A 22384-nucleotide genomic window follows, 5' to 3' on the forward strand; every position below is an offset into this window, starting at 1 on the left:
CCGCCATGCCCGCTGTCCGCACGCTTCCAGACCTGTCCGCCCCCTCCGTGCGCACCGAGGTGCCGGGCCCGCGCAGCCGGGCCATCCATGAGCGCCGGATGCGGACCGTCGCCCGCGGTGTCGGGAGCATCCTCCCCGTGTACATCGAGCACGCCGACGGCCCCTGGGTCACCGACGTCGACGGCAACCGCTTCCTCGACCTGGGCAGCGGCATCGGCGTCACCACGCTCGGTCATGTGAATCCGGCGGCGACGGCCGCCGCGGCCGCCCAGCTCGACCGGGTCACGCACACCCTCTTCACGGTGACGCCCTACGAAGGCTACGTGCGCCTGGCGGAGCGGCTCGCCGAGAAGACGCCGGGCGACCACGAGAAGCGCTCGATCTTCGTGAACTCGGGCGCGGAGGCCGTCGAGAACGCGGTCAAGATCGCCCGCCGGCACACGGGTCGCCGCGTTGTCGCCGCCCTCGACCACGCCTTCCACGGACGTACGAACCTCACGCTGGCCATGAACCACAAGGCCGCCTACGGCACCGGATTCGGCCCGTTCGCCTCGGACATCCATCGGGTGCCGAACTCCTACCCGTACCGCGACGGTCTCACCGGCGAGCAGGCGGCCCAGCGCACGATCACCCACCTCGAGCAGCGCATCGGCGTGGCCGACCTCGCCGCCGTGATCGCGGAGCCCATCCAGGGCGAGGGCGGCTTCGTCGTGCCGGCCGACGGCTACCTCCCCGCGCTCCAGGAGTGGTGCACCCGCAACGGCGTCGTCTTCATCGCCGACGAGATCCAGACCGGCCTCGGCCGGACAGGCACCTGGTTCGTGAGCGAGCACTTCGGCGTCGTCCCCGACCTCGTGCTCACCGCGAAGGCGATCGCGGCAGGCCTCCCGCTGGCCGGAGTCACCGGGCGAGCCGAGATCATGGACGCCCCCGATCCCGGCAGCCTGGGCGGGACGTTCGGCGGCAACCCGGTGTCGATCGCCGCGGCCCTGGCGGTCTTCGACGAGCTCGACGACGGCCGCTTCTTCGCCGCGGCCCTGCGCATCGGCGAGAAGCTCCAGCGCGGCCTCTCCGACCTCGCCTCCCGCCACCCCCTGATCGGCGACGTGCGCGGCGTCGGTGCGATGTACGCATTCGAGCTGAGCGAGCCGGGCACCACGCGACCGGCGGCGGGCGCCGCCTCCGCGATCGCCGAGTTCGCCGCACAGCACGGCATCCTGCTGCTGACCGCGGGCAGCGACTCGAACGTCATCCGCTTCCTGCCGACCCTCACCACGACCGACGATCACCTCGGCATCGCCCTCGACGTGATCGACCGGGCCCTGGCGACGCTCGACTGATCCCTCAGCCGGCCTCGGCGACGTCGACCACGAGGACCCCCTCGTGCCACCGCACGCCGTCGAGGTCGGCGACCACAAGATCGGGACCTCCCGCCCGGGAGCCCGATCCGACCCCGATCACGGCGCCGATGCCGGCCGCACGTGCCGAGCGGATGCCGGGGACCGAGTCCTCGAACACGATGCAGTCCGCCGGGGCGCGGCCCAGCCGCTGCGCACCGAGCAGATAGGGGTCGGGCTCGGGCTTTCCCCGAGAGACGTCCTCCGCCGCGACGAGGACCGACGGATGCGGCACCTCCGCGCTGCGCAGCCGCGCCGTGGCGACGATGCGGTTGCTGCTCGTGACGACCGCCCACGCACCCCGGGGCAGCGAGCCGACGAGCCGTGCCGCACCGGGGATCTCCCGCGTCTCGGCGGCCGCTTCCACCTCGAGGGCGATCAGGTGCGCGATCGCCGCCGGTGCCGCCTCCGGCCCGACGAGACCGGTGACGACCTCGCTCGGGCGCATGCCGTGCGGCGCATCCCGTCGGAAGTCGAACGCGGGCGCATGCCGACGCGCCCACTCCTCCCACGCGGGCGCGGCGGCGTCCACCGAATCGACGAGCACGCCGTCGCAGTCGAACAGGATGCCGGCCCCCGCGAACTCCCAGGACGACGCGCGCCGCTCATGTGATAATTTTGGCATAGGTCAAAACTATCACCCCGGCGGAGTCGCAGAACCTGCGGCAGGGAGGCTGCAGCGCCATGACGATCCTCGACCCTCGACCACGCACCGCGCTCGCGTTCCGACATGTCCCGTTCGAGGACCTGGGGATCCTCGAACCCCTCCTGTCGGAGCGCGGGTACCGGGTGGAGTATCTCGAGCCGGGCGTCGAAGCCATCGACATCGAGCAGGTCGACGCGGCCGATCTGCTGATCGCCCTCGGCGGTCCGATCGGCGTGTACGACACCGACGGCTACCCGTTCCTCCACGCCGAGAAGGAGGCCATCGCGCACCGCCTGCGAGCGGGACGGCCGCTGCTCGGGATCTGCCTCGGTGCGCAGCTGATCGCCGAGGCGATGGGTGCGGACGTGCGCCCGACCGGAGCCGTGGAGATCGGCTACGCGCCACTGGAGCTGACGGAGGAGGGGCTCGACTCCCCGCTGCACCCCCTGGACGGGGTGCCCGTCCTGCACTGGCACGGCGATGCGTTCACGATCCCCACCGGCGCCCGCCATCTCGCCCGCACTCCCGGTTTTCCACACCAGGCCTTCCGTACCGACACCGCGCTCGCCCTGCAGTTCCACGTGGAGGCGGATCCTCGGGCGATCGACCGCTGGCTCATCGGCCACGCGCATGAGCTGCACCACCACGGGATCGATCCCCGCACCATCCGCGAGCAGGCCAGGCGCGATGGTCCGCAGCTCGAAGTCGCGGCCCGTGCGGCGATCGGCGGCTGGCTGGAGGAGATCGAGTCCGCGGCGAAGCTCCGCGACGAGAGCCGCTAGACACGCACGACGAAGGGCCGGATCCCCCAGGATCCGGCCCTTCTGGTGCGGGGGTGCTCAGGCCTTGCGACGAAGCGCGACGCTCGGGAAGTCGACGGGGACGTCGAGGGCGATGTTCAGGTAGTTCGTGAAGAGGTTCAGCGCGACCTGGCCGATCGCCTCGACGATCTCCTCGTCGTTCCAGCCCTGCGCGCGCACGGCGTCGACATCGGCCGACGACACCTGACCGCGGTCCTCCACGAGCTTCACCGCGAAGGCGAGCAGCGCCGCGGTGCGCGGGTCATCGGACTCGCCGTCCTGGGCGGCGGCGAGGGTCTCCCGGGTGAGGCCGGCCTTCTTGCCGAGGGCGGTGTGCGCCGCGAGGCAGTACTGGCACGAGTTGCGGTTGGCGACGGCGACGGCGATCTGCTCGCCGATCGCGGCACCGAGCGTGCCGTCGCCGTAGGCGCCGAAAGCGCTCCACATGCTCGTGAGCGCGGCCGGAGAGTTGGCGACCGCGCGGAACATCGCGGGAACGCTGCCGAAGGCGCCGGAGATCTGGTCGAGCTGCTCCTTGACGTTTCCGGTGGCGTTCTCGCTGTCGATGAGGGGGACGTTGGGCACGGGGTGCTCCTTCGATCGTGGGATGCGGCCGGTCCGACCACCCCTCCAGTCTTCCGAGAACACTCGGACGATACGCAGCAAAGAGTCTTGCATTCATGACAGATCGTCCAGATACTGGAGACATGCCGCCGCTGGACCGTCTCACTCCCCTGCTCGAGCGCTTCCACGTGCGCACCCGTCTCTTCCACAGCGGCCCGCTGTGCGGCACGAACGTCTTCCCCGCGAGCGGAGGCCACGGCTTCCTCCACGTGCTGCGGCGCGGCGAGATGGAGGTGACGCACCGGGCAGCCGACGGCACCATCGAGCGCGAGAGCATCACGCGGCCGAGCCTGCTGCTGTTCCCCCGGCCGATCGACCACACGTTCATCAACGCCCCGACCGACGAATCCGACTTCGCGTGCGCGACACTCGACTTCGACGGCGGCGCCACGCACCCCCTCGTGCGCACACTCCCCTCGACGATCGTCCTCCCCCTCGACGAGGTCGTGACCCTCGCCCCCGCACTCGACCTGCTGTTCGCCGAGGTCGACAACGTCCGCTGCGGGCGCCCTCTGCTCGCCGACCGGATGTTCGAGGTCGTCCTGATCCAGCTGCTGCGGTGGATGCTCGATCACTCGGAGGAGCTCGACCTGCCCCCGGGACTGATCCCCGGACTCTCGGACGAGCGACTCGCACCTGCGCTGGTCGCGGTCCACGAGTCCCCGGGCGATCCCTGGAACCTGGATTCCCTCGCCCGCACCGCCAACATGTCGCGCAGTGCCTTCGCCGCCCGGTTCAAGGAGGTGCTCGGGCGCTCGCCCGGCGACTACCTCACGGAATGGCGGCTCACGATCGCGCAGGAGCAGCTGCGCGCAGGCATGTCGGTCAGCTCCGTCGCGGCAGAGCTCGGCTACGCGAGCTCCTCCGCGTTCTCACGGGTCTTCGCCCAGCGCATCGGCCACTCGCCGCGCGCGTGGCTGACGCTGGCCGCCTGAGTCCTGCCGGCGCCGCTAGTCCGTCCGCTCCCAGGAGCCGTTCTCCAGGGAGAGGGGAAGCACGACGGCGGGGGCTTCGGCAGCCGCCTGGATCGCCGAGATCGTGGTGAGCCCGTCCACGTACAGGCCCTCATCGACGCCGAGGCTGGGGAAGGAGAGGGATCCGTCGTCACGGATCACACCGATCAGTGCGCCGTTCCGGGCGACCGGGTACGCGTCCGCGGGCGCGAGACGACCGGGCTCTTCGAGGACGGCGAAGATCCGCTGCCCCGAGAAGCCCTCGCGCACCACGTCGGGGTCGGTCGCTCCGTCCAGCCACAGGACCACGTCGATCTCCGAGGGCATCGCCGTCTCCGGGTCGAAGTCGTCCCGCACCTCGACCGTGAGGACCACGGTGCGCCAGTTCGCGGCGGGATCGTCGAACGCGAGCTCGTCGCGCTGGACGGTGTCATCGTCGCGGACGCTGTCCCGGGCGCCGGTGCCGGGACGGACGTCGCGGACCACGCCGTCGATCGTCGCCTCGTAGACACGCGCCCCCGGCGCACCATCCCGGGAGATGGTGAAGTTGGGAAGGGTCTCGCGAAGCGTCCGGTCGAGCCACTGCGCGTCTCCGCCGCCACCCTGACCCGCCAGCACGTCCTCGAGGCGCTCCAGGTCTTCCGCCGACGCCGCCGCGGGAGGCGCGGAGGGCGTCACGGCGGAGTCGCTCGCTCGAACGGTGTCGACGACGGCTCCCCCGGCGACCACACCGGCGAACGCCACCGCGAAGGTGAGGACGATGGATGATGTGCGCATCGGGACCTGCCTCTCGACTCCGAGGACTCGGCATCCACGGCGATCAGTGCTGGTCAGCGTAGCCTCTCGGCGGCGCCCGCGCACCTGTCTGTGGGAGATCCGGGGAGGAGCAGGGCCGCTCGGATCAGCGCCCGGCGGTGAGCCCGGTTGAGGTGGAGGCAGGATTCGAACCTGCGTGCACGGTCTTGCGGACCGCGACCTGGCCACTCGGTCACTCCACCGGGTCGGATGCTCAGCCGCCGGGCGGGGAGTATCCGTTCAGGAACGTGCCGAACCGCTGCAGCGCATCGGTCAGCACATCGGTCTCCGGCAGGAACGCGATCCGGAGATGGTCGGGGGCGGGCCAGTTGAACGCCCTGCCGTGCACAAGGAGGATGCGCTCCGCATCGAGGAGGTCGAGCACGAGCCGCTCGTCGTCGGCGATCCGATGCACCTCGGGATCCAGGCGCGGGAAGAGGTAGAGCCCGCCGCCCGCCGGTTGCGTGCGGACCCCGGGGATCGCGTCGAGGGCCTCGAGCGCCGTATCCCGCTGCCGTGTCAGCCGCCCGTCGGGAGCCACCAGCGCATCCAGGGAGTCGTCGTGCGTGAGGGCAGCCGTGATGGCGTGCTGTGCCGGGACGGACGCGCACATCCGCATCGATGCCAGCAGCCGGACGCCGGAGAGGAAGGGGTCGTCGCGGTGGAATCCGGTCGCCGCCATCCACGCGGCCCGGTATCCCGCGACGCGATGGGTCTTGGAGAGCCCCGCGAAGGTGATGCACGGGACATCCGGGGCGACCTGCGCCGTGGAGGTGTGCGTGAATCCCGGATACACGACACGGTCGTAGATCTCGTCGGAGAGGAGCAGGAGCCCGTGGCGTCGAGCGAGTTCGGCTATCTGCTCGAGCACCGCCCGCCCGTAGACCGCGCCGGTCGGGTTGTTCGGGTTGATGACGACGATCGCCGCGGTGTGCGGGCCGATCAGCGCCTCCATCGCCTCCAGGTCCGGGGTCCAGCCGTCGGTCTCGACGCAGGGATAGTGCACCGCATGTCCGCCGGCCAGGATCGTCGACGCGGTCCACAGCGGGTAGTCGGGGCTCGGGATCAGCACCTCGTCGCCGGGCTCGAGCAGCGCCTGCAGCGTCAGCCCGACGAGCTCGGAGACCCCGTTGCCGACCGTGATGTCCTCGATGCCGAGCGCGGGGAATCTGGGACGGAGCGCATAGTGCGCGCTGATCGCCTCGCGGGTCTCGGGCAGCCCCGCGGACTCCGAGTAGCCGTGGGCCTGCGGGAGCGCGGCGCGCAGAGCCTCGACGACGACCGTCGGCGCCTCGAACCCGAACGGCGCCGGGTTGCCGATGTTGAGTCGGAGGATGGACTCGCCGCGCTTCTCCAACTCGGCCGCGCGCTCGGCGACGGGACCGCGCAGGTCGTACAGCACCCCGTCCAGTCGGGAGGAGCGTCCGACGCGGTACCCGTCGTCCACCGGACCGCCGGCGCTCATCCGTCCGCTCCCGCCGAGCGGGCTTCGCGGACGGCCGCCGCGAGATCGTCGGCCAGACGACGCTGATCCGCGTCGTCGAGGTCGTGCACGGTCAGGCGCAGCCGGGTGGATCCGGTGGAGCTGCCCGGCTCCAGCGCGAACTCGTCACCGGAGCGCGCGAGCCATCCGCGCGTCGCGAGCCGGCGGCCGACCTCGGCGGCGTCGTGACGCACGTCCGTCCACACGTTGAGCCCGCCGTCGCTCTGCGCGGGCACTCCGCGCACCCCGAGCAGCGAGAGGAAGGCGCGATTGCGGCGGACGTAGTGCTCGCCCGCTTCGGCGATCCGCGTCCGCGTGCCCTCGTCGCGCAGCATGGCGGCGGCGAGACGCTGCATCACGTGGCTCACCCACATCGTCCCCGGGCTGAGCCGTCGGGCGAGCCGCTGCGCCGTGACCGGATCGGACGCCGTGATCGCGAGGCGCATGTCGGGCCCCAGGAACTTCGACACCGAGCGCACCAGCGCCCACCGCTCGTGCGTCGGAGCGATGATGCTCGAATACGGCTCCGGGGCGAGGAGCGAGAAGTGGTCGTCCTCGATGACCAGCACGTGCGGGTGGTCGGCGAGGACCTCGCGGAGCTCCCGTGCACGGGCGGGGGACGTGCCGACGCCGGTCGGGTTCTGAGCGCGCGGCGTGCAGACGATCGCGCGCGCTCCGCTCTCGAGGGCTGCGCGAAGACCCTGCACCGTCATGCCCTCCCGGTCGACGGGGATCGGGACCGGCGTGTACCCGGCGAGGCGAGCGGTGTGAATGCTGGAGAGGAAGCACGGATCCTCCAGGCCGACGCGGTCGCCCTGGACGAGGGTCTGGGCGAGCAGCCGCTCGACGGCATCCACGGCTCCCGCGGTGACGGACAGGCGGAAGGCGCGCGGATGGTCGGCGGCGATCCACTCGGTCGCCCATTCCGCCAGGTCCGGGTCGATCACGGATTCGCCGTACAGCACATGCCCGGGGGTGACCGCGGCGAAAGCGGCGGCGAGGTCGGGGAGGTGAGCGGGGTCGGGGTTGCCGCTGCCGATGTCGCGCAGCACCGAGCCGGGAGTGAAGCCCTCGTCGGCGTTCTGCTCCGGCCCGAGCACGGTGGTCCCGGTGCGCCCGCCCGTCGCCGCGATGCGCGCGACGACCAGCGCACGGTAGGCGGCCAGGACCGTGTTCCGGTTGACGCCGAGGTGCGCGGCGAGCGCCCGGACGGACGGAAGGTGGTCTCCGGGGGCGAACTCCCCGCGCTCGACGAGATCGCGCACGCTCTCGGAGATCTCGGCGGCGGTCGCTCCCGCAATGCCGTGTGACATGTCGTCGAGATCGCCCGCTGGAACCATGGCTCGACGGTATGCGAATTTTTGGCCTATGTCAAAATCTGACGCACCAGGGCGGGCGGAGGCGGGAGCCCATCGGGTCGCTCCCCCCTCCGCCCTCACCTGCCGTCGAGGCGTTCGGCTAGGACGCGACGAGAACCGCCTGCGCTGCCTCGAGTCCGCTGGAATGCGCGCTCGCGACCGAGCTCTTGATCGCACCCGCCCAGAACAGCGTGTCCTTCGACGGCCGGTAGATCGTGTCCTGGTCGCGCTCGCCCGTCGCGTACGCACCGAGGGCGAACCTGTCGTCGCGCCAGTCGTAGTTCGATGCGTTCACGTAGTTCAGCCCCTGATCCCCCGCGAGCTTGCGCACACCGGCGAGGGCCGCGTCGAACCGCTCCTTCTCCGGCAGTGCGAGCAGCTCCCGGGCGCGGTCGCCGGTGTCCCAGGCGACGATGAGCTGGCCGTCGTAGCCGGGCATGCCCGTGGACTCGTCCCAGAACTGGCACGGTCCTTCGTCATGCTGGTTCACCATGTCGAAGTTCTCCGGGCGCACCGGGTGATCGAACTCGAGGATCGTCTTGTAGGCGACGGTCTGCTTGACCGCGTCGATCGCCGCCATCCGATCGTCCTCCAACGGCGGAGAGAAGGTGATCGAGCGCTCCTGCAGCACTCCGATCGGCACGGTGACGATGCAGGCGTCGGCCTCGAACGTCTCGGACCCCGCCTGCACGCTCACCCCGGATCCGGAGTAGTCGATCGTCTCGATCGGCGTCTCCAGACGCACCTCCACGCCCTCGCCGACGGCGTTCAGGATGTCGACGTAGGGAGCGAGCAGCTTGAAGTCGCCCGCGTACCCGTCGGGCTCGATCTTCCCGGTCTTCGACACCGTGAGGCATGCCGCGAGAGTGTCGACCACGCCGGAAGCGGGATAGACAGCGAACTGCTCGGTGTCGACCTGGATGCCCAGCAGCGCGAGCGGGTAGTTCGTCGGGGCGATGCCGAGGCGTTCCAGGTACTGCAGCGCGGACTCCTTGGCCGTCGGCTCCGGCAGCGGAACCGAGAGCGCGGGGGCGCCTTCCGGGAACGCATAGAAGTCGGGCGTATCCCAGCCCACCCACGGCGTGCTCGGGCTGTAGCGGGAGAAGGTGTTCTCGAACTTCCGCCCCTCGATCCCGAGCTTCTGCGCCCAGGCCCACGTCTCGGTGTCCGGGCCGCCGTGACACAGCGACGCGCCTCTTTCGTGCGGGATGGAGAGCAGCGTGCGGTCGGTCCACATGCGCCCGCCGACGCGGTCGCGCGCCTCGAGCACGATCACCTTCTTGCCGGCGTCCATCAGCTCCCGCGCGGCCGCCATGCCGGCGGAGCCGGCCCCTATGACGATGACGTCGTAGGACCCTCCCCCGCTTCCCGCGGACGGCGAGGGGGATGCCTCGTCCGGTCCGCAGCCGACGAGCATGATCGCTCCCGCTCCGAGCATCCCGCCCAACAATGCACGCCGTGAGAAGACGACGTCGCTCATGCGCTTTTCCATCAACGAACTCCTTTGATCGTGGAAAGACCGTGTAAACAGCTGAATGTGTGACTGCAGCCCCCTGCAGTCCCCCAGATGTCACGAGCGCCGTGTCCGGCGAAGCCCTCGTGCGCGGCGTCAGTCGCGCTCGTCGACCTCCCTTCCGAGCCGCTGCGAGATCCACACCGGGATGAAGGACGCGACGATGACGACCGTCGCGACGACGTTGACGACGTTGGCCTCGTTGGGCCTCGCCATCTGGTTCATGATCCACAGCGGGAGCGTGTCGACGCCGGGAGGAGCGGTGAAGATCGTCACGTACACCTCGTCGAAGCTGAGGGCGAAGGCGAGGATGGCCCCGGCGATCAGGGCGCTGCGGAACTGCGGGAGCGTCACCAGCAGGAACGTCTGCCAGGGACTCGCCCCGAGGTCCTTCGAGGCCTCCTCGATGCCGGGATTCATCCGACGGAGACGCGCGAGCACGTTGTTGAACACCATCACGATGCAGAAGGTGCCGTGCGCGATGATCATGCCGTAGAAGCCGACCTGGATGCCGATCGGCTCCAGGATCTGGTTGTAGGTGTTGTTCAGGGCGACGCCGGTGACGATGCCGGGGAGGGCGATCGGCAGCACCACGAGGAGGTTCACGGCGCGCTGGCCGAAGAACGAGTACCTCTGCAGCGCGAAGGCCACGAGGGTGCCGAGGATGACGGCGATCACGGTCGCGCCCGACGCGACGAGCACCGAGTTCAGGAGAGCCGCGCGCACCGGCTCGCTCGTGAACGCCTTGCCCCACCATTCGAGTGAGAAGCCGGTGACCGGCCAGCTCACGATGCGGGCGGCGTTGAAGGAGTTGAGCACGACGAGTGCGAGCGGGATGTACATGAACGCGAGCACGATCGCGACGATGATCCCGAGGACGATCTTGGAGGTGCGGGACAGTCTCAGCATGCGCGACTCACATCCTTTCCAGGGCACCGGTGCGCTGCACGCTCACCAGGTAGATGACGACGAACGCGATGGGGACCAGCGAGTAGGCCGCCGCCAGGGGCGGGTTCAGGTTGATGTTCGACGCGATCACGCTGCCGATCATCTGCGTGTCCCCGCCGACGAACCGCGCGACCAGGTAGTCGCCCAGGCTCAGCGAGAACGTGAAGACGGATCCGGCGATCAGCGCCGGCTTGATGAGCGGGAGCACCACCGACACGATCGTGCGCCAGGATCCGGCGCCGAGGTCGGCCGAGGCGTCGAAGAGGTTCGGCGGCAGCTGCCGGATCGCGGTGTAGACAGGGACCGCCATGTACGGCAGCCACAGGTAGGTCAGCGTGAGCACCACCGTGACCACCGTGAAGCCCGGCCCCGAGAGCCCGAACGGCGCCAGCGCCCAGTTCGCGAAGCCCTGCTCCGTGAAGGTGATCCGCATCGCGAGCACCTTCACCAGGTATCCGGCCCACAGCGGCAGCGTGATGGAGACCGCGAGCAGCGCACGCAGCCACGGTGAGGCGACCTTCGCCATGAAGATGCCGAGCGGGACCGAGATGAGCACGGCCAGGACGGTCACGGCGAGCGCGATCCCGAGGGTGCGCAGCGACGTCGACAGATACGCCGGATTGACGAAGAGCTGCTCGAAGTTGCGCAGCGTGAATCCGGGCTTCACCTTCGAGGTGAAGGGGTCGGTGATCCAGAAGGCGGTCACGAGGAGCATGACCAGCGAGAAGATGTAGATCCCGATGAGCCAGGTCATCGGAAGGGCCAGGAGCCCGGCGATCCGGAGGCGGCGCTTCATGTCGATCCCGTTCGTGGTGGCGGAGGTCTGCGGGGTGAGGGGGCGGATCGAGCGACCCGCCCCCTCGATGCGGGTCAGCCCTTGACCGACACCCAGGCGTCGGTCCACTGCTGGAAGTTGGTGCACGTGACATCCGTCCGACCGTCGATGCACTGCTCGATCGGCGTCGTCCAGAACCACACCTTCTTGAAGTACTCCTCGTCGGTGGCGTTGAAGTAGTCGCAGTGCGCCTTGGCCTCGTCGCTCGTGTCGCAGAACGCGGCGTTCGCGGGCGCCATGCCGAAGTTCATGGCGATCGCGCCGTTCACCTCGGGCGAGGAGGAGTAGTCCATCCAGGCGTACGCGCAGTTCGGGTTCTTCGACTCGGTCGCCAGCATCCACGCGTCCGACCAGCCGGTCGAGCCCTCCTTCGGCAGCACGCTCTTGAACTTGTCGTCCTCGGTGAGCTTGCGCAGCACCTCCCACGACGTGCCGAGCACGGTGGTGCCGCCCGCGAACGAGGTGATCTGCGCCGCCGGGTCGGACCAGTACTCGGAGACGAGGTCGTTCTGCTGCTTGAGCAGGTCGACCGCGGCCTTCAGCTGCTTCTCGTCGAGCGCGTACGGGTTGGTGATACCGAGGTCGGGCTCGTGCGCCATCAGGTACACGGCGGCGTCGGCGATGTAGATCGGGGCGTCGTAGGCGATGACCTTGCCGGCGTAGGGGCTGTCCTTCTCCCACGCGACGTCCCAGCTCGTGGGCTCCTCGGTGACGACCTCGCTGTTGTACTGGAGGATGTTCGCGCCGCGTCCGATGGGGATGCCATAGGACTTGCCGTTGATGGTGTCGTAGATCTGCCCCTTCATCCCCTCGACGATGTCGTCGCCGAAGTTCGGGATGAGCTCGAGGTTGAGCGGCTGCACGTCTCCACCGGCGATCAGACGCAGGCTCGCGTCGCCCGAGGCCGAGACCAGGTCGTAGTCGCCGGTGCGCATGAGCTGGACCATCTCATCGCTGGTGCCGGCGACGCGACGGTTCACGACGCAGCCGGTCTCGGTGGTGAAGGCATCGCTCCAGGCGGGTTCGACGAAACCGCTCCAGGCGACGATGTTGACCTCGCCCTCGTAGTCGCCGAGGGACTCCTGCATCGCGATGTCGGGAACATCGATCTGCAGTTCGCCGGATCCCTCCGCCGTCTCTCCGCCGGTGGAACAGCCGGACAGGGCCAGGGCGGCGACCGCGGTCATCGCCGCGGTGGCCAGAATCTTCTTACGCATGGATCGCTCCTTCGTGATCGGTGCTGCAGGTGTGCATGGGTGTTCGGATGGTGCGGTGTTTCAGGGGAGCCGGGCCGCGTGGTCGGGCGACCAGACGGCACGGACGTGGTGTCCTCGCCCGAGATCGGCGTCGGTGGAGTGGCGGGCGTTGGGGCGTTCGGCGATGAGGTCGATCCCCGCGTCGGTCGCGACCAGGTAGCGCGTCGCCGGACCCGTGTAGACGACCTCGCTGATCGTGCCGTCGAGCGAGACCTCGCCAGCGGCGAGCGCGGCATCCCGATCGGTCAGCCGCATGCGCTCCGGGCGCACGCTCATGGTGCGGCGGTCCCCGGTGAGGTTCTCGGCCAGGTCTCCGCCGATGAGGTTCGACAGGCCGAGGAAGCGCGCGACGAACTCCGTCTGCGGGCGCTCGTACACGTCACGGGCGGTGCCGATCTGCTCGATCCGACCGCCGTTGAACACGGCCACGCGGTCGCTGAGCGTGAGCGCCTCCTCCTGGTCGTGGGTGACGAAGATGAAGGTGATGCCGACCTCGCGCTGGATCTGCTTGAGCTCGATCTGCATCTGCTCGCGGAGCTGCTTGTCGAGGGCGCCGAGCGGCTCGTCGAGCAGCAGCACCTGGGGGCGCAGGATCAGCGCGCGGGCGAGGGCGATGCGCTGCCGCTGCCCGCCGGACAGCTGGTGCGGCAGGCGGTCGGCGACGTGGTCGAGCCGCACCTGCTCCAGCGAAGCGCGCACCCGCTCCGCCCGAGCGCTCTTGCCCTCGCCGCGCACCCGGAGTCCGTAACCGACGTTGTCCGCGATGGTCAGGTGCGGGAACAGCGCGTAGTCCTGGAATACGGTGTTCACCGGCCGCGCATGCGGCGGGGTGCGGGTCACGTCCGTCCCGGACAGGCGGATGCTGCCGCTCGTCGCGTCCTCGAACCCGGCGATCATCCGGAGCACCGTCGTCTTGCCGGAGCCGGACGGGCCGAGCATCGAGAGGAACTCCCCCGACGCGACCTCCAGGTCGAGCTCGCGGACCGCGGTGAACTCGCCGAACGACTTCGTCACCCCGCTGAGGGTCACGGTCCCCTCGGAACGGGCGGTCTCGGGGACTGCGGGTGCTGCGGGTGCCGTGGCGATCATCTCGCGCTCCTCGGAACATCGTCGAACTCGGAAGATTCCCAAAACATATAAACCCAGAGGTAATATGTCAACAGCGATTTCTTGGGTATCGTGATCGCGGAAGGGAGAATCGCAGAATGGGATCGAGCTCGCCGACGCACGCCACGCACCCTTCCGCCGAGCCCTCCCCCGATCCCGAGCACGAGCAGCCGCACCGCCTCCAGGGGGCGCTGTTCCAGCCCATCGGCGACGAGGGCCGTGCGGAGCTCGTCGAACGCCGCCTGGTCGATGCGATCACCCGCGGACACCTCCGCGCCGGCGAGCGCCTCCCCTCGGAAGCCGACCTCAGCAAGAGCCTCGGCGTCGCGCCGGTGACCGTGCGCGAGGCACTGCTCGCCCTGCGCGGTCGCGGCCTCGTCGTCACACGCCGTGGGCGCAACGGCGGCAGCTTCGTCGCGGCGCACGCCGATCCGCTGACGTTCGCCCGGGAGGCCGTGCGCCGCACCTCGCGCCTCGCGCTGCGCGACCTCGGCGCCCACTACGCGGCCATCACGGGTGCCTGCGTCCGACTCGCGGCGAGGCGCGCGGACCCCAGCGAGACGCAGCGGGTCCGTCGCCGGATGGAGCGGATCGACGAACTCGACGTGGAGCAGCAGCGGCGCCTGCTGGACGACGTGCAGATCGAGATCGTCGCGCTCAGCCAGTCGGCACGCCTGACGCGCGAGCAGATGAAGCTGCAGGCCGAGCTCTCGCCTCTCCTGCGCCTCGTCGCGCACGAGACCGAGAACCTGCGACGGCAGGCCGAACACCTCGCCGCCGTCATCGACGCCGTGGAGGCCGGCGATCCCGACGCCGCGGGCGCACGCACCGAGCTCATGGCCGCCGAGACCATCGACGCGCTCATCCGGCTCCAGGCGACGACCGGATAGATCAGAGGACCCGCATCGACGTGCACAGGAGGACGCGATGAACACAGCAAGCGACACCGCCATCCAGGCAGCAGCCGCGATCGTGGAGGACTACTTCTCCGCCCCCGTGCGCACGCTGCTCGACTGGGTGGAGCCCTTCGCCGCCCAGGTCGCCGAGGCCAGGACGAGCGGCCCGCTCACACGCTCGAAGGTCGACGCGCTCGTGGAGCCGCATGCTCTGCGCACGCTCGACCTGCGCGGCGTGCCCGTCTACGGCGCGGGGTTCATCGCGGCGATCGACCTGCTCTCGGACGCGCACAGCCACCTCGCGTGGTGGCAGGGCGAGGACCGGAGGCAGCTCGTCCTGGCCTCGCAGTCGGTAAACAAGGAGAACATCGACTACAGCGCCCTCGAGTGGTACCGGGTGCCGATGGCCACGGGTGAGCCCCACGTCGCGGGACCCTACGTGGACTACCTCTGCAGCGACGAGTACACGATCACGATCGCGGTCCCCGCCGAGGTGGACGGGGCGCGCATCGGCGTCGCCGGGCTCGACCTGCTGGTCTCCGCGGTCGAACAGGACCTGACGCGGCGCTTCGCCTCCCTCGGGTGCGAGGTGACCCTGACGAACGGCGTCGGCCGCGTCGTCGTGTCGACCGACCCGCGCTGGGCCACCGGCGATTCCGTGCGCGGCAGCGGCCTCGCCGAGCTGCCACGGGCGGCCTGTCGGGGCGTGGCGCTCGACGTGATCGTCGATCCGGCCTGAGGGGTGCGCACGTCGGAGACCGGGTCCACGATGGGAGCATGACCGACGGCTACGACCCCGACTTCCTCGGGACGCGACTTCCCCTCCCGCGCCCGACCCAGCCGGTCCGCACGCTGCCCTACTCGCGCTTCTCCGTGCTGCTGGATCCGGAGCGGCGGCTCGCGGCCGTCACGGGCGTGAACATCGACGGAGCACTGCTGCGTGATCTGCCCCGCACGGGCGAGTGGCGGCTCGATGATCGCCTCCCGCCGGACGAGCAGACCGGTCCGGACGTGTATGCGCGGAACGACCTCGATCGCGGTCATCTCGTGCGCCGGCGCGACCCCGGTTGGGGCGACGCCGAGGAGGCTCGCACCGCCACGGAGGCGACCTTCTTCTACCCCAACGCCGCGCCGCAGGCCGCCGGCTTCAATCAGTCGAAGGAGCTCTGGCTCGGCCTGGAGGACCACGTGATCGCCTATGCCGAGGCCACCGATCAGCGCCTCTCGGTCTTCACCGCCCCGGTCCTCGGCGACGACGATCCGCCCTATCGCGGCATCCGGATTCCGCTCCGGTTCTGGAAAGTCGCCGCGTGGCGGGGTCCGTCAGGACTCGCCGCCGCCGGCTTCGTGCTCGATCAGTCCGACCTGGTCGACACACGGGGCGAGGCGCTCACCATCCCGCCGCTCGGGGCGTTCCGCACGTTCCAGGTGCCGATCGCGGACATCGCCGGACTGACCGGCCTCGACCTCGGACCGCTGATCGAGGCCGATGCACTCGACCGCCCGGAGGCGAGGGAAGCCGGATGGCGGAGCCTCACCTCGGCGGATGACATCGTGCTGTGAGGGGTGCGTCGTCCGACGAAGGGCTCACACGTCCGAGACGCGCGGCGGCGAGTCCTGGTTCAGCCATCGGGTGTGCGCCTTGAGGGCGTGCAGGACCGCGAGCCTCACCACGACGTACAGTGCCGCCCCCACCACGGCGAGCACGACCAGGTACATGACGATGATGATGACGAAGTGCCAACCCACGAATCCTGTGAACATGGCCCGAGCCTACGGCGTGCGAGCCTCGGCGGCCGGTCAGACGCCCGCGCGCGCGTCCTCCAGCGAGGGGTAGTCGATGTAGCCCTCGGCGGTCGAGCCGTAGAACAGCTCCGGCCGCGGCTCGTTGAGTTCCGCGCCCCGGCGCCAGCGCTCGACGAGGTCGGGGTTCGCGATCACGGGGCGTCCGGCCGCGACGGCATCCGCGAACCCGTCGGAGAGGAGCGCCTCGGCGGCCTCGCGTGTCGTGGCGACCGAGAAGCCGGTGTTCACGATCAGCGGCACGCCCGCCGTACGCCGGATGTGCTGGACGAGCTCGCTCTTCGGGTCGGCGTGGAGCACGTCGATGAAGGCGAGACCGAGCGGCGCGAGGCCCTCGGCGACCGCGGTGTACGTCGCGCGGACATCCGCGTCGTCCTCCTCCAGCACTCCCTGGATGCCGTGCTGCGGCGAGAGGCGGATTCCGGTGCGGTCCGCGCCGACCGCGGCAGCCACGGCCGTGGTGACCTCGATCGCGAAGCGCGCCCGGTTCTCGGGCGACCCTCCGTACCGGTCCTCGCGGATGTTCGACACCGGGGACAGGAACTCGTGGACGAGGTAGCCGTTGGCCCCGTGCACCTCGACCCCGTCGAAGCCCGCGGCGATCGCGTTGCGTGCGGCCTGGGCGAACTGCTCCACGACCTCGGGAATCTCGTCGAGGGTGAGGGCGTGGGCGACGGGCAGATCGGCCTTCCCCTGGGGCGTGCGCGTCTGGCCGGGTGCGGCGAGCGCACTCGGCGCGACGACGCGAGGCTGCCCGGAGATGTCCGGGTGCCCCACGCGGCCGCCGTGCATGAGCTGCATCACGATCGTGCCGCCGGCCGCGTGCACCGTGTCGGCGATGCGGCGCCAGCCTTCGATCTGCGCCGCCGTCACGATGCCGGGCTGCCCGGGATACGACTTGCCCTCGAACGCCGGCCAGACACCTTCGGAGGTGATGAGGCCCTGCCCCGCCCGCTGGCGGTAGTACTCCACCATGACGTCGGTGGGCACCCCGTCGTCATCCGCGCGCGTGCGGGTGAGGGGCGCCATGACGACGCGGTTGGACAGCTGCAGGGCGCCGAAGACGGCCGGTTCGAAGAGAGTCACAGTGGGAGTCAAGGCTCCGTCCGGGTCTTGTATTCCCCGCCGCGTCGCGCAGCGTCACGCATCGCGGAGCGTGCGACAGCGACCGCCTCCCGCTGCGAGACGAGCCGAGCGTCGTCGCCGTACGGCTCCCCAGCCACACGGATCGCGAGCGCACTTGCCGCCGCCTGGTAACGGGCGGTGGCTCGGGCGGCCGTTCGCCCTGCATCCCGCCGCACCTTCGCACGCCAGCGCCGACGCTCGCGAAGGTTTCCGAGGGGGCGCAGCTCACCGGCTGCGATGACGCCGTCGCGCGCGAGGATCGGCAGCCCGGCGAGCACCATCCTTCCCTCGCGACGACGGAGGATGAGAGCGAGCACGAGCACGGCGAGGAAGACGGGCACCATGACGGCGCCGTAGATCTTGTAGATCAGGTACGGGTCCGTGCTGGCGAGACCAGCCCAGTCCCAGACGCCGTGCAGGACGACGGCGGCCAGCATCCCCAGGACGACGGGCAGCGCACGCACGCGGGATCCCCTCCCGGTCGCCGCGAGGCCGACACCGATACCGGTGAGCACCACCATGAGGGAGTGGAAGAACGGAACCATGACGACCCGCAGGAAGAACGTCACGCCCAGCACAGCGACCGCGTTGACGTCGGACGTGCCCGCGGACGCGAAGTCAGTCAGGGCGCGGCCGAAGTACAGGCTGTTCTCCGTGAAGGCGAAACCGGCCCCGGCGAGCCCCGCATAGACGATGCCGTCCAAGACCGAGGTGATCTCGCGCCGTCGACGCACGAGGAGCCACACCAGGAAAAGTCCCTTCAGCACCTCCTCCGTGATCGGCGTGATCAGGAGCGGGCGGATCCATGCCCCCGCATCCGTGCCCAAGGTCAGGTCGACCAGGGCATGGAGCCACTGCTGTGACCAGATCGAGCAGAACGCCGCCACCGACGCACCCCACACGAGCGCCGAGAACAGCAGACTGGGGCGTTCGCGCTCCCAGCGGTCCAGCCAGAGGAAGACGGCGACGATCGGGGCGGTGACGAAGACCGACAGCGTCAGCCCCGCTCCTACTCCGGCAACCCCGATCTGACCGGCAACCCAGACCAGCGATGCCACCCAGGTGACGGCTGCCGCCAGCGGCCAGACCAGTCGCGGCCGACCTCGCCCGTCTCGATTCTTCTCCATGGCCATGTCGTGCCTTTCCTCGTCCGTTCGACTCCGCCCGGCGCGGAGTCGCGACCTCAGCAGACACTGTGCCGTTGCGGCATACTCAAGACGAGCAAAGGAGGTACCGCATGGCGTGGAGCACGCGCGAGGTCGCCCGGCTCGCCGGGACCACCCTGCGGACGGTCCGCCACTATCACGAGATCGGTCTGCTCGATGAGCCGGAACGGATGTCGAACGGCTACAAGGCCTACCGCACGGAGCATCTCGTGCGCCTGCTCGAGATCAGACGGCTGACCGGGCTCGGCCTGCCGCTCGCGAGCATCGGGAAGGTGATGCACGAGTCCGAGGATCTGGAGAGCACCCTGGATGCCGTGGAGGCGGACCTCGTCGCGCGGATCGCCCAGCTGCAACGCGCGCAGCAGGAGGTCGCCAAGCTGCGGCGCACCCCGGTCGAGACCGATCTGCCCTTCGAAGCGGCCGTCGCCGCCCGCGACGCCGCCCTCTCCCCCGCGGACCGGTCGCTGTACGCAGTGATCACGCAGATGGCCGGTGAAGAGGGGCTTCCACACTGGAGTGCGCTTCTGCGCGGCTCCGCTCGCACTCCGGCGGCCGAGGAGTTCGACGCCCTCGACGCCGACGCCGACGAGGCGACCCGCCAGCGCATCGCCGACCTCCTCGCCCCGCAGACGGCGACACTCCTCGCGGAGCATCCGCTGCCGGAAGGCGCTGTGCCGGCGAGCGTGCGCGAGCAGTCCGCGCTGGCCCGCACGGTGATCGAGGCGATGCTCGATCTCTACAACCCGGCCCAGCTCGACGTCATCGCCCGAATCTGGCGCTCAGCCGGCGTCGCCTGACTCGCCGGCGTTGCCGCCGAGCCCGGCGAGCAGGTCGGCGAAGTGGTCGAGGTCGGCCGCCGTCCATCGGCGCAGTCGCTCCCCGATGCGCCCCTCGTATCGGGAGCGTGCGAGGGCGATGCGCTCCTGGGCGAGATCGGTGGCGACGAGGACGCGTGCGCGACGGTCATCCGGGTCGGGCACGCTCTCGACGAGTCCCAGCTGCTCGAGCTGGCGCACCTGTCGGCTCACGGCCGACTTGTCGGTCTGCAGCCGCTCGATGATGGCGCCGGCGGACGTCGCCTTCCCGGTCGCGATCGAGGTCAGCACCTGGTAGCCGAGCGGCTGCAGGTCGGCGTGCACGGTCGCGGCCGCCTCGCGCCAGCTGACGCGGATCCGGGCGAAGAGCCGCCCCAGCTCCTGCTCGACTCGCGTGACGGCCTGATCGAGCTCCGCATCCCCCAGCAGGGCCGATTCGGCGGCGGACGCAGGGGTCTCGGCGGGGCTCACAGCAGGGCTCTCAGCAGGGGTCTCAGCAGGGGTCTCAGCAGGGGTCTCAGCAGGGGTCTCAGCAGGGGGCTCAGCAGAGGGCTCAGCGGGGGCGTCGGAAGGGGCGCTCATGCTCGTCAGTGTACGGCGAAGCCCCGCTGTCGTTCGTGACAGCGGGGCTTCGGGTCAGACCTCTGCGAGCAGACGGAAGGCCTTGGATGCCGCCCGGATCTCGTCCGGAGTCAGCTCGTCGATCACGGCCTGGAGGCGGGTGCCGTACTCGCGGCGGACCTCCGCGAGAGCCGTGCACGCCGCGCTCGTGACCGTGAGCACCCGGAGCCGTCCGTCTCGCTCGTCGGGGTGGGATTCGAGGAGCTCCAGCTCCTCCAGCATCCGCACCTGGCGGCTGATGACGGACTTGTCCATCTCGAACCGCTCGGCGAGCTCGTGCGCATTCGCCGTGCCCGCCCGATCGATGAAGGTCAGCAGCTTGTACCCGGCGACCTGCAACTCGGGGTGGACCCGGGCCGCCGACTCCTTCCACAGCGACCTGGTCCTCGCGAAGATGAGGTTCAGGTGCGCCTGGAGGTCGCCGAGCGCGCTGTCGACATCCGTCGGCACGACCGCGGCAGGGGCCATGATGTCAGCGCTCCCCGTCCCGGTCCTCGCGCTCACGCTCGAGCACGCGCACGGATCCGGTGGCGGGGGCGGAACCCGTGCCCTCGAGCCGGATGGATCCGGTGGAGAGCGGGACGCCGACCTCGGCCTCGGAGACCTCGATCATCGATTCCTCGGCCTGTTCGCGCAGCTGCTCGGCGGCATTCTTCGTCGACAGCGGCTTGTTCTTGATGAACGCGATGGCGATGATGGCGATCACGGCGAGCGGGATGGCGATGATGAAGGCGTCAGCGATGCCGTGCCCGTAGGCACTCTCGACGATCGCGCGGATCGTGTCGGGCAGCTGGCCGACCTTCGGGACATCACCCGACGCCAGGTGCTTCAGCGCCTCGAGCTCGGCGGGCGACGTCGGCGTGAAACCGTCGAGCCCGTCGGTGATGTACGTCGCGACGCTGGTGGACAGCAGCGAGCCCATGACGGTCACGCCGATGGTGCCGGCGATCGTGCGGAAGAAGTTCACGTTCGACGAGGCCGCGCCCAGCTGCTGCGGAGCCGTGTCGTTCTGCACGATGAGGGTCAGGTTCTGCATGACCATGCCGAGTCCTGCACCGAGCACGAACATGTAGACGGCGACGAGCGGGAACGGGGTGTCGTAGCGGAGCGTGGCCATGAGGCTCACACCGACGGTCGCGAGGACCGAGCCGGTCAGCATCCAGCCCTTCCACTTGCCGAAGCGGCTCACGAGCTGGCCGATGATGATCGACGCACCCATCTGGCCGATGATCATCGGGATGGTCATGAGGCCGGACTCGGTGGGCGTGGCGCCACGGGCGAGCTGGAAGTACTGCGCGAGGAACACCGAGGTGGCGAACATCGAGACGCCGATCGCGATCGAGGCGATGACCGACAGCGTGAAGGTGCGGTTGCGGAACAGCGACATCGGGACGATCGGTTCCTTGACGAAGAACTCGACCGTGATGAAGGCCGCGATCGCGACACCGGCGGTGACGGCGAGCATGATGCTCGTCGAGGAGTCCCAGTCGAACTGGTTGCCGCCCATGGAGACCCAGATGAGCAGGGTCGAGACGCCGACGGCGAGGAGCACGATGCCGAAGTAGTCGATCGAGACCTTGGTGTCGCGCTGCGGCTTCGGCAGGTGCAGGGTGAACTGCAGCAGCACGAGGGCGAGGATCGCGAACGGCACGCCGACGAAGAAGTTGGAGCGCCAGCCCCACACATCGGTGAGGAGGCCGCCGAGCAGCGGGCCGCCGATGGTGCCGAGGGCCATGATGCCGCCGACGACGCCCATGTACTTACCGCGCTCACGCGGGGAGATGATGAGGGCCACGGCGATCATGACGAGCGACATCAGGCCGCCGACGCCGATGCCCTGGATGACGCGGACCGCGATGAGCATGTTCGTGTCGGTCGAGAAGCCGGCGATCACGGTACCGACCGTGAAGAGGATGAGGGAGATCTGGACCAGGACCTTGCGGTCGACGAGGTCGGCCAGCTTGCCCCAGATCGGGGTGGAGACCGCGGTGGCCAGCAGGCTCGCGGTGATGACCCAGGTGTACTGCGACTGGGTGCCGCCGAGGTCGGCGATGATGACCGGCATCGAGGTCGACACGACCGTGCCGGAGAGCACGGCGACGAACATGCCGACGATGAGGCCGGAGATCGCGGTGAAGACCTCGCGTGCCGAGCGCGTGGTCTCGGGGGCTGCGGATGAGATGTCTGTCAAGGGGAAACGCTCCTGCGTAGAAAGTTGATCGAGGTCAACCATACGCCGATAG

23 protein-coding genes and 1 tRNA gene are annotated in these 22384 nt (G+C 69.8%); 7 read left to right on the plus strand and 17 right to left on the minus strand.

The genetic code is table 11. The features are described 5' to 3' along the window. Positions 1–5 precede the first annotated feature (5 nt). On the plus strand, positions 6–1340 hold the full coding sequence (locus MME74_RS14915; protein WP_267415844.1) for an aminotransferase class III-fold pyridoxal phosphate-dependent enzyme: 1335 nt from the start codon (positions 6–8) through the stop codon (positions 1338–1340). A 4-nt stretch (positions 1341–1344) separates the two neighbouring features. Here MME74_RS14915 and MME74_RS14920 read toward each other — a convergent pair whose 3' ends face one another. Beyond that, complete coding sequence (locus tag MME74_RS14920) at positions 1345–2022, minus strand: HAD-IA family hydrolase (protein ID WP_267415845.1); 678 nt, start codon at positions 2020–2022, stop codon at positions 1345–1347. Between the two features lie 59 nt (positions 2023–2081). Here MME74_RS14920 and MME74_RS14925 point away from each other — a divergent pair, with 59 nt between their 5' ends. Beyond that, a complete protein-coding gene (locus MME74_RS14925) occupies positions 2082–2825 on the plus strand; it encodes a glutamine amidotransferase (protein ID WP_267415846.1) in 744 nt (247 codons plus the stop codon). A gap of 57 nt (positions 2826–2882) precedes the next feature. On the opposite strand, the gene MME74_RS14930 is transcribed toward MME74_RS14925, so the two are convergent. Then, positions 2883–3428, minus strand: coding sequence for a carboxymuconolactone decarboxylase family protein (locus tag MME74_RS14930; RefSeq protein ID WP_267415847.1), 546 nt, complete (start codon positions 3426–3428; stop codon positions 2883–2885). A 122-nt stretch (positions 3429–3550) separates the two neighbouring features. Here MME74_RS14930 and MME74_RS14935 point away from each other — a divergent pair, with 122 nt between their 5' ends. Next, positions 3551–4402: an AraC family transcriptional regulator gene (locus tag MME74_RS14935; protein WP_267415848.1), complete on the plus strand. Its 852-nt coding sequence runs from the start codon at positions 3551–3553 to the stop codon at positions 4400–4402. A gap of 15 nt (positions 4403–4417) precedes the next feature. On the opposite strand, the gene MME74_RS14940 is transcribed toward MME74_RS14935, so the two are convergent. The 9 genes from MME74_RS14940 to MME74_RS14980 form a co-directional block, all read right to left on the minus strand. Beyond that, the gene (locus tag MME74_RS14940) at positions 4418–5197 is read right to left on the minus strand and encodes a hypothetical protein (RefSeq protein ID WP_267415849.1); all 780 of its coding nucleotides are present in this window, start codon (positions 5195–5197) and stop codon (positions 4418–4420) included. Positions 5198–5347: 150 nt separating this feature from the next. Further along, positions 5348–5418: transfer RNA gene (locus MME74_RS14945), tRNA-Cys, on the minus strand. Between the two features lie 11 nt (positions 5419–5429). Further along, a complete protein-coding gene (locus MME74_RS14950) occupies positions 5430–6680 on the minus strand; it encodes a pyridoxal phosphate-dependent aminotransferase (protein WP_267415850.1) in 1251 nt (416 codons plus the stop codon). After that, a complete protein-coding gene (locus tag MME74_RS14955) occupies positions 6677–8038 on the minus strand; it encodes an aminotransferase class I/II-fold pyridoxal phosphate-dependent enzyme (RefSeq protein ID WP_267415851.1) in 1362 nt (453 codons plus the stop codon). The genes MME74_RS14950 and MME74_RS14955 overlap by 4 nt, the downstream gene beginning before the upstream one ends. A 118-nt stretch (positions 8039–8156) precedes the next feature. Beyond that, on the minus strand, positions 8157–9548 hold the full coding sequence (locus MME74_RS14960; RefSeq protein ID WP_324170117.1) for an NAD(P)/FAD-dependent oxidoreductase: 1392 nt from the start codon (positions 9546–9548) through the stop codon (positions 8157–8159). A 117-nt stretch (positions 9549–9665) separates the two neighbouring features. Then, positions 9666–10478, minus strand: coding sequence for an ABC transporter permease (locus MME74_RS14965; RefSeq protein ID WP_267415852.1), 813 nt, complete (start codon positions 10476–10478; stop codon positions 9666–9668). Positions 10479–10485: 7 nt separating this feature from the next. Next, on the minus strand, positions 10486–11421 hold the full coding sequence (locus tag MME74_RS14970) for an ABC transporter permease (RefSeq protein ID WP_267415853.1): 936 nt from the start codon (positions 11419–11421) through the stop codon (positions 10486–10488). After that, the gene (locus MME74_RS14975; RefSeq protein ID WP_267415854.1) at positions 11388–12569 is read right to left on the minus strand and encodes an extracellular solute-binding protein; all 1182 of its coding nucleotides are present in this window, start codon (positions 12567–12569) and stop codon (positions 11388–11390) included. The genes MME74_RS14970 and MME74_RS14975 overlap by 34 nt, the downstream gene beginning before the upstream one ends. Positions 12570–12629: 60 nt before the next feature. Further along, entirely contained in the window at positions 12630–13697 is a 1068-nt protein-coding gene (locus tag MME74_RS14980) for an ABC transporter ATP-binding protein (RefSeq protein ID WP_267415855.1), read from the minus strand. A 116-nt stretch (positions 13698–13813) separates the two neighbouring features. Between MME74_RS14980 and MME74_RS14985 the strand changes: the two genes are divergently transcribed. Genes MME74_RS14985 through MME74_RS14995 form a run of 3 tightly spaced genes read left to right on the plus strand, consistent with a single transcriptional unit; the run spans position 13814 to position 16174 of the window. Beyond that, positions 13814–14605: a FadR/GntR family transcriptional regulator gene (locus MME74_RS14985; protein ID WP_267415856.1), complete on the plus strand. Its 792-nt coding sequence runs from the start codon at positions 13814–13816 to the stop codon at positions 14603–14605. 37 nt (positions 14606–14642) lie between these two features. Further along, on the plus strand, positions 14643–15350 hold the full coding sequence (locus tag MME74_RS14990) for a cache domain-containing protein (RefSeq protein ID WP_267415857.1): 708 nt from the start codon (positions 14643–14645) through the stop codon (positions 15348–15350). Between the two features lie 38 nt (positions 15351–15388). Further along, positions 15389–16174 carry a DNA/RNA non-specific endonuclease gene (locus MME74_RS14995; protein WP_267415858.1) on the plus strand — a complete coding sequence of 262 codons (786 nt, stop codon included), beginning with the start codon at positions 15389–15391 and terminating at the stop codon, positions 16172–16174. Positions 16175–16198: 24 nt separating this feature from the next. Here MME74_RS14995 and MME74_RS15000 read toward each other — a convergent pair whose 3' ends face one another. From MME74_RS15000 to MME74_RS15010, 3 genes are read right to left on the minus strand one after another with little or no spacing between them, the layout of a single operon-like run. After that, complete coding sequence (locus MME74_RS15000; RefSeq protein WP_267415859.1) at positions 16199–16375, minus strand: hypothetical protein; 177 nt, start codon at positions 16373–16375, stop codon at positions 16199–16201. Positions 16376–16411: 36 nt separating this feature from the next. Continuing rightward, on the minus strand, positions 16412–17500 hold the full coding sequence (locus MME74_RS15005; protein ID WP_267415860.1) for an alkene reductase: 1089 nt from the start codon (positions 17498–17500) through the stop codon (positions 16412–16414). An 8-nt stretch (positions 17501–17508) separates the two neighbouring features. Beyond that, complete coding sequence (locus MME74_RS15010; protein WP_267415861.1) at positions 17509–18666, minus strand: PrsW family intramembrane metalloprotease; 1158 nt, start codon at positions 18664–18666, stop codon at positions 17509–17511. Positions 18667–18776: 110 nt separating this feature from the next. On the opposite strand from MME74_RS15010, the gene MME74_RS15015 reads away from it, so the two are divergent. After that, positions 18777–19502, plus strand: a complete 726-nt coding sequence (locus MME74_RS15015) for a MerR family transcriptional regulator (RefSeq protein ID WP_267415862.1) — start codon at positions 18777–18779, stop codon at positions 19500–19502. Here MME74_RS15015 and MME74_RS15020 read toward each other — a convergent pair. The 3 genes from MME74_RS15020 to MME74_RS15030 are packed head-to-tail and all read right to left on the minus strand — an operon-like array spanning position 19485 to position 22332. Then, a complete protein-coding gene (locus tag MME74_RS15020; RefSeq protein ID WP_267415863.1) occupies positions 19485–20102 on the minus strand; it encodes a MarR family winged helix-turn-helix transcriptional regulator in 618 nt (205 codons plus the stop codon). The two genes, MME74_RS15015 and MME74_RS15020, sit on opposite strands and share 18 nt — an antisense overlap. Before the next feature lie 54 nt (positions 20103–20156). Then, positions 20157–20609: a MarR family winged helix-turn-helix transcriptional regulator gene (locus MME74_RS15025; protein ID WP_267415864.1), complete on the minus strand. Its 453-nt coding sequence runs from the start codon at positions 20607–20609 to the stop codon at positions 20157–20159. Positions 20610–20613: 4 nt separating this feature from the next. Beyond that, positions 20614–22332, minus strand: a complete 1719-nt coding sequence (locus MME74_RS15030) for an MDR family MFS transporter (RefSeq protein WP_267415865.1) — start codon at positions 22330–22332, stop codon at positions 20614–20616. Positions 22333–22384 lie beyond the last annotated feature (52 nt).

It is taken from the genome of Microbacterium oxydans (assembly GCF_026559675.1).
Taxonomy (GTDB): Bacteria; Actinomycetota; Actinomycetes; order Actinomycetales; family Microbacteriaceae; genus Microbacterium; species Microbacterium oxydans_D.

Bases quoted from the DNA above. Each gene is read 5' to 3' on its own strand.
- MME74_RS15025 (WP_267415864.1), bottom strand. From the start codon at position 20,609: ATGGCCCCTGCCGCGGTCGTGCCGACGGATGTCGACAGCGCGCTCGGC.
- MME74_RS15020 (WP_267415863.1), bottom strand. From the start codon at position 20,102: ATGAGCGCCCCTTCCGACGCCCCCGCTGAGCCCTCTGCTGAGCCCCCT.
- MME74_RS14990 (WP_267415857.1), top strand. From the start codon at position 14,643: ATGAACACAGCAAGCGACACCGCCATCCAGGCAGCAGCCGCGATCGTG.
- MME74_RS15015 (WP_267415862.1), top strand. From the start codon at position 18,777: ATGGCGTGGAGCACGCGCGAGGTCGCCCGGCTCGCCGGGACCACCCTG.
- MME74_RS14935 (WP_267415848.1), top strand. From the start codon at position 3,551: ATGCCGCCGCTGGACCGTCTCACTCCCCTGCTCGAGCGCTTCCACGTG.
- MME74_RS14995 (WP_267415858.1), top strand. From the start codon at position 15,389: ATGACCGACGGCTACGACCCCGACTTCCTCGGGACGCGACTTCCCCTC.
- MME74_RS15010 (WP_267415861.1), bottom strand. From the start codon at position 18,666: ATGGAGAAGAATCGAGACGGGCGAGGTCGGCCGCGACTGGTCTGGCCG.
- MME74_RS14955 (WP_267415851.1), bottom strand. From the start codon at position 8,038: ATGGTTCCAGCGGGCGATCTCGACGACATGTCACACGGCATTGCGGGA.
- MME74_RS14960 (WP_324170117.1), bottom strand. From the start codon at position 9,548: ATGGAAAAGCGCATGAGCGACGTCGTCTTCTCACGGCGTGCATTGTTG.
- MME74_RS14920 (WP_267415845.1), bottom strand. From the start codon at position 2,022: ATGCCAAAATTATCACATGAGCGGCGCGCGTCGTCCTGGGAGTTCGCG.
- MME74_RS14950 (WP_267415850.1), bottom strand. From the start codon at position 6,680: ATGAGCGCCGGCGGTCCGGTGGACGACGGGTACCGCGTCGGACGCTCC.
- MME74_RS14975 (WP_267415854.1), bottom strand. From the start codon at position 12,569: ATGCGTAAGAAGATTCTGGCCACCGCGGCGATGACCGCGGTCGCCGCC.
- MME74_RS14915 (WP_267415844.1), top strand. From the start codon at position 6: ATGCCCGCTGTCCGCACGCTTCCAGACCTGTCCGCCCCCTCCGTGCGC.
- MME74_RS15000 (WP_267415859.1), bottom strand. From the start codon at position 16,375: ATGTTCACAGGATTCGTGGGTTGGCACTTCGTCATCATCATCGTCATG.
- MME74_RS14940 (WP_267415849.1), bottom strand. From the start codon at position 5,197: ATGCGCACATCATCCATCGTCCTCACCTTCGCGGTGGCGTTCGCCGGT.
- MME74_RS14965 (WP_267415852.1), bottom strand. From the start codon at position 10,478: ATGCTGAGACTGTCCCGCACCTCCAAGATCGTCCTCGGGATCATCGTC.
- MME74_RS14925 (WP_267415846.1), top strand. From the start codon at position 2,082: ATGACGATCCTCGACCCTCGACCACGCACCGCGCTCGCGTTCCGACAT.
- MME74_RS14985 (WP_267415856.1), top strand. From the start codon at position 13,814: ATGGGATCGAGCTCGCCGACGCACGCCACGCACCCTTCCGCCGAGCCC.
- MME74_RS14980 (WP_267415855.1), bottom strand. From the start codon at position 13,697: ATGATCGCCACGGCACCCGCAGCACCCGCAGTCCCCGAGACCGCCCGT.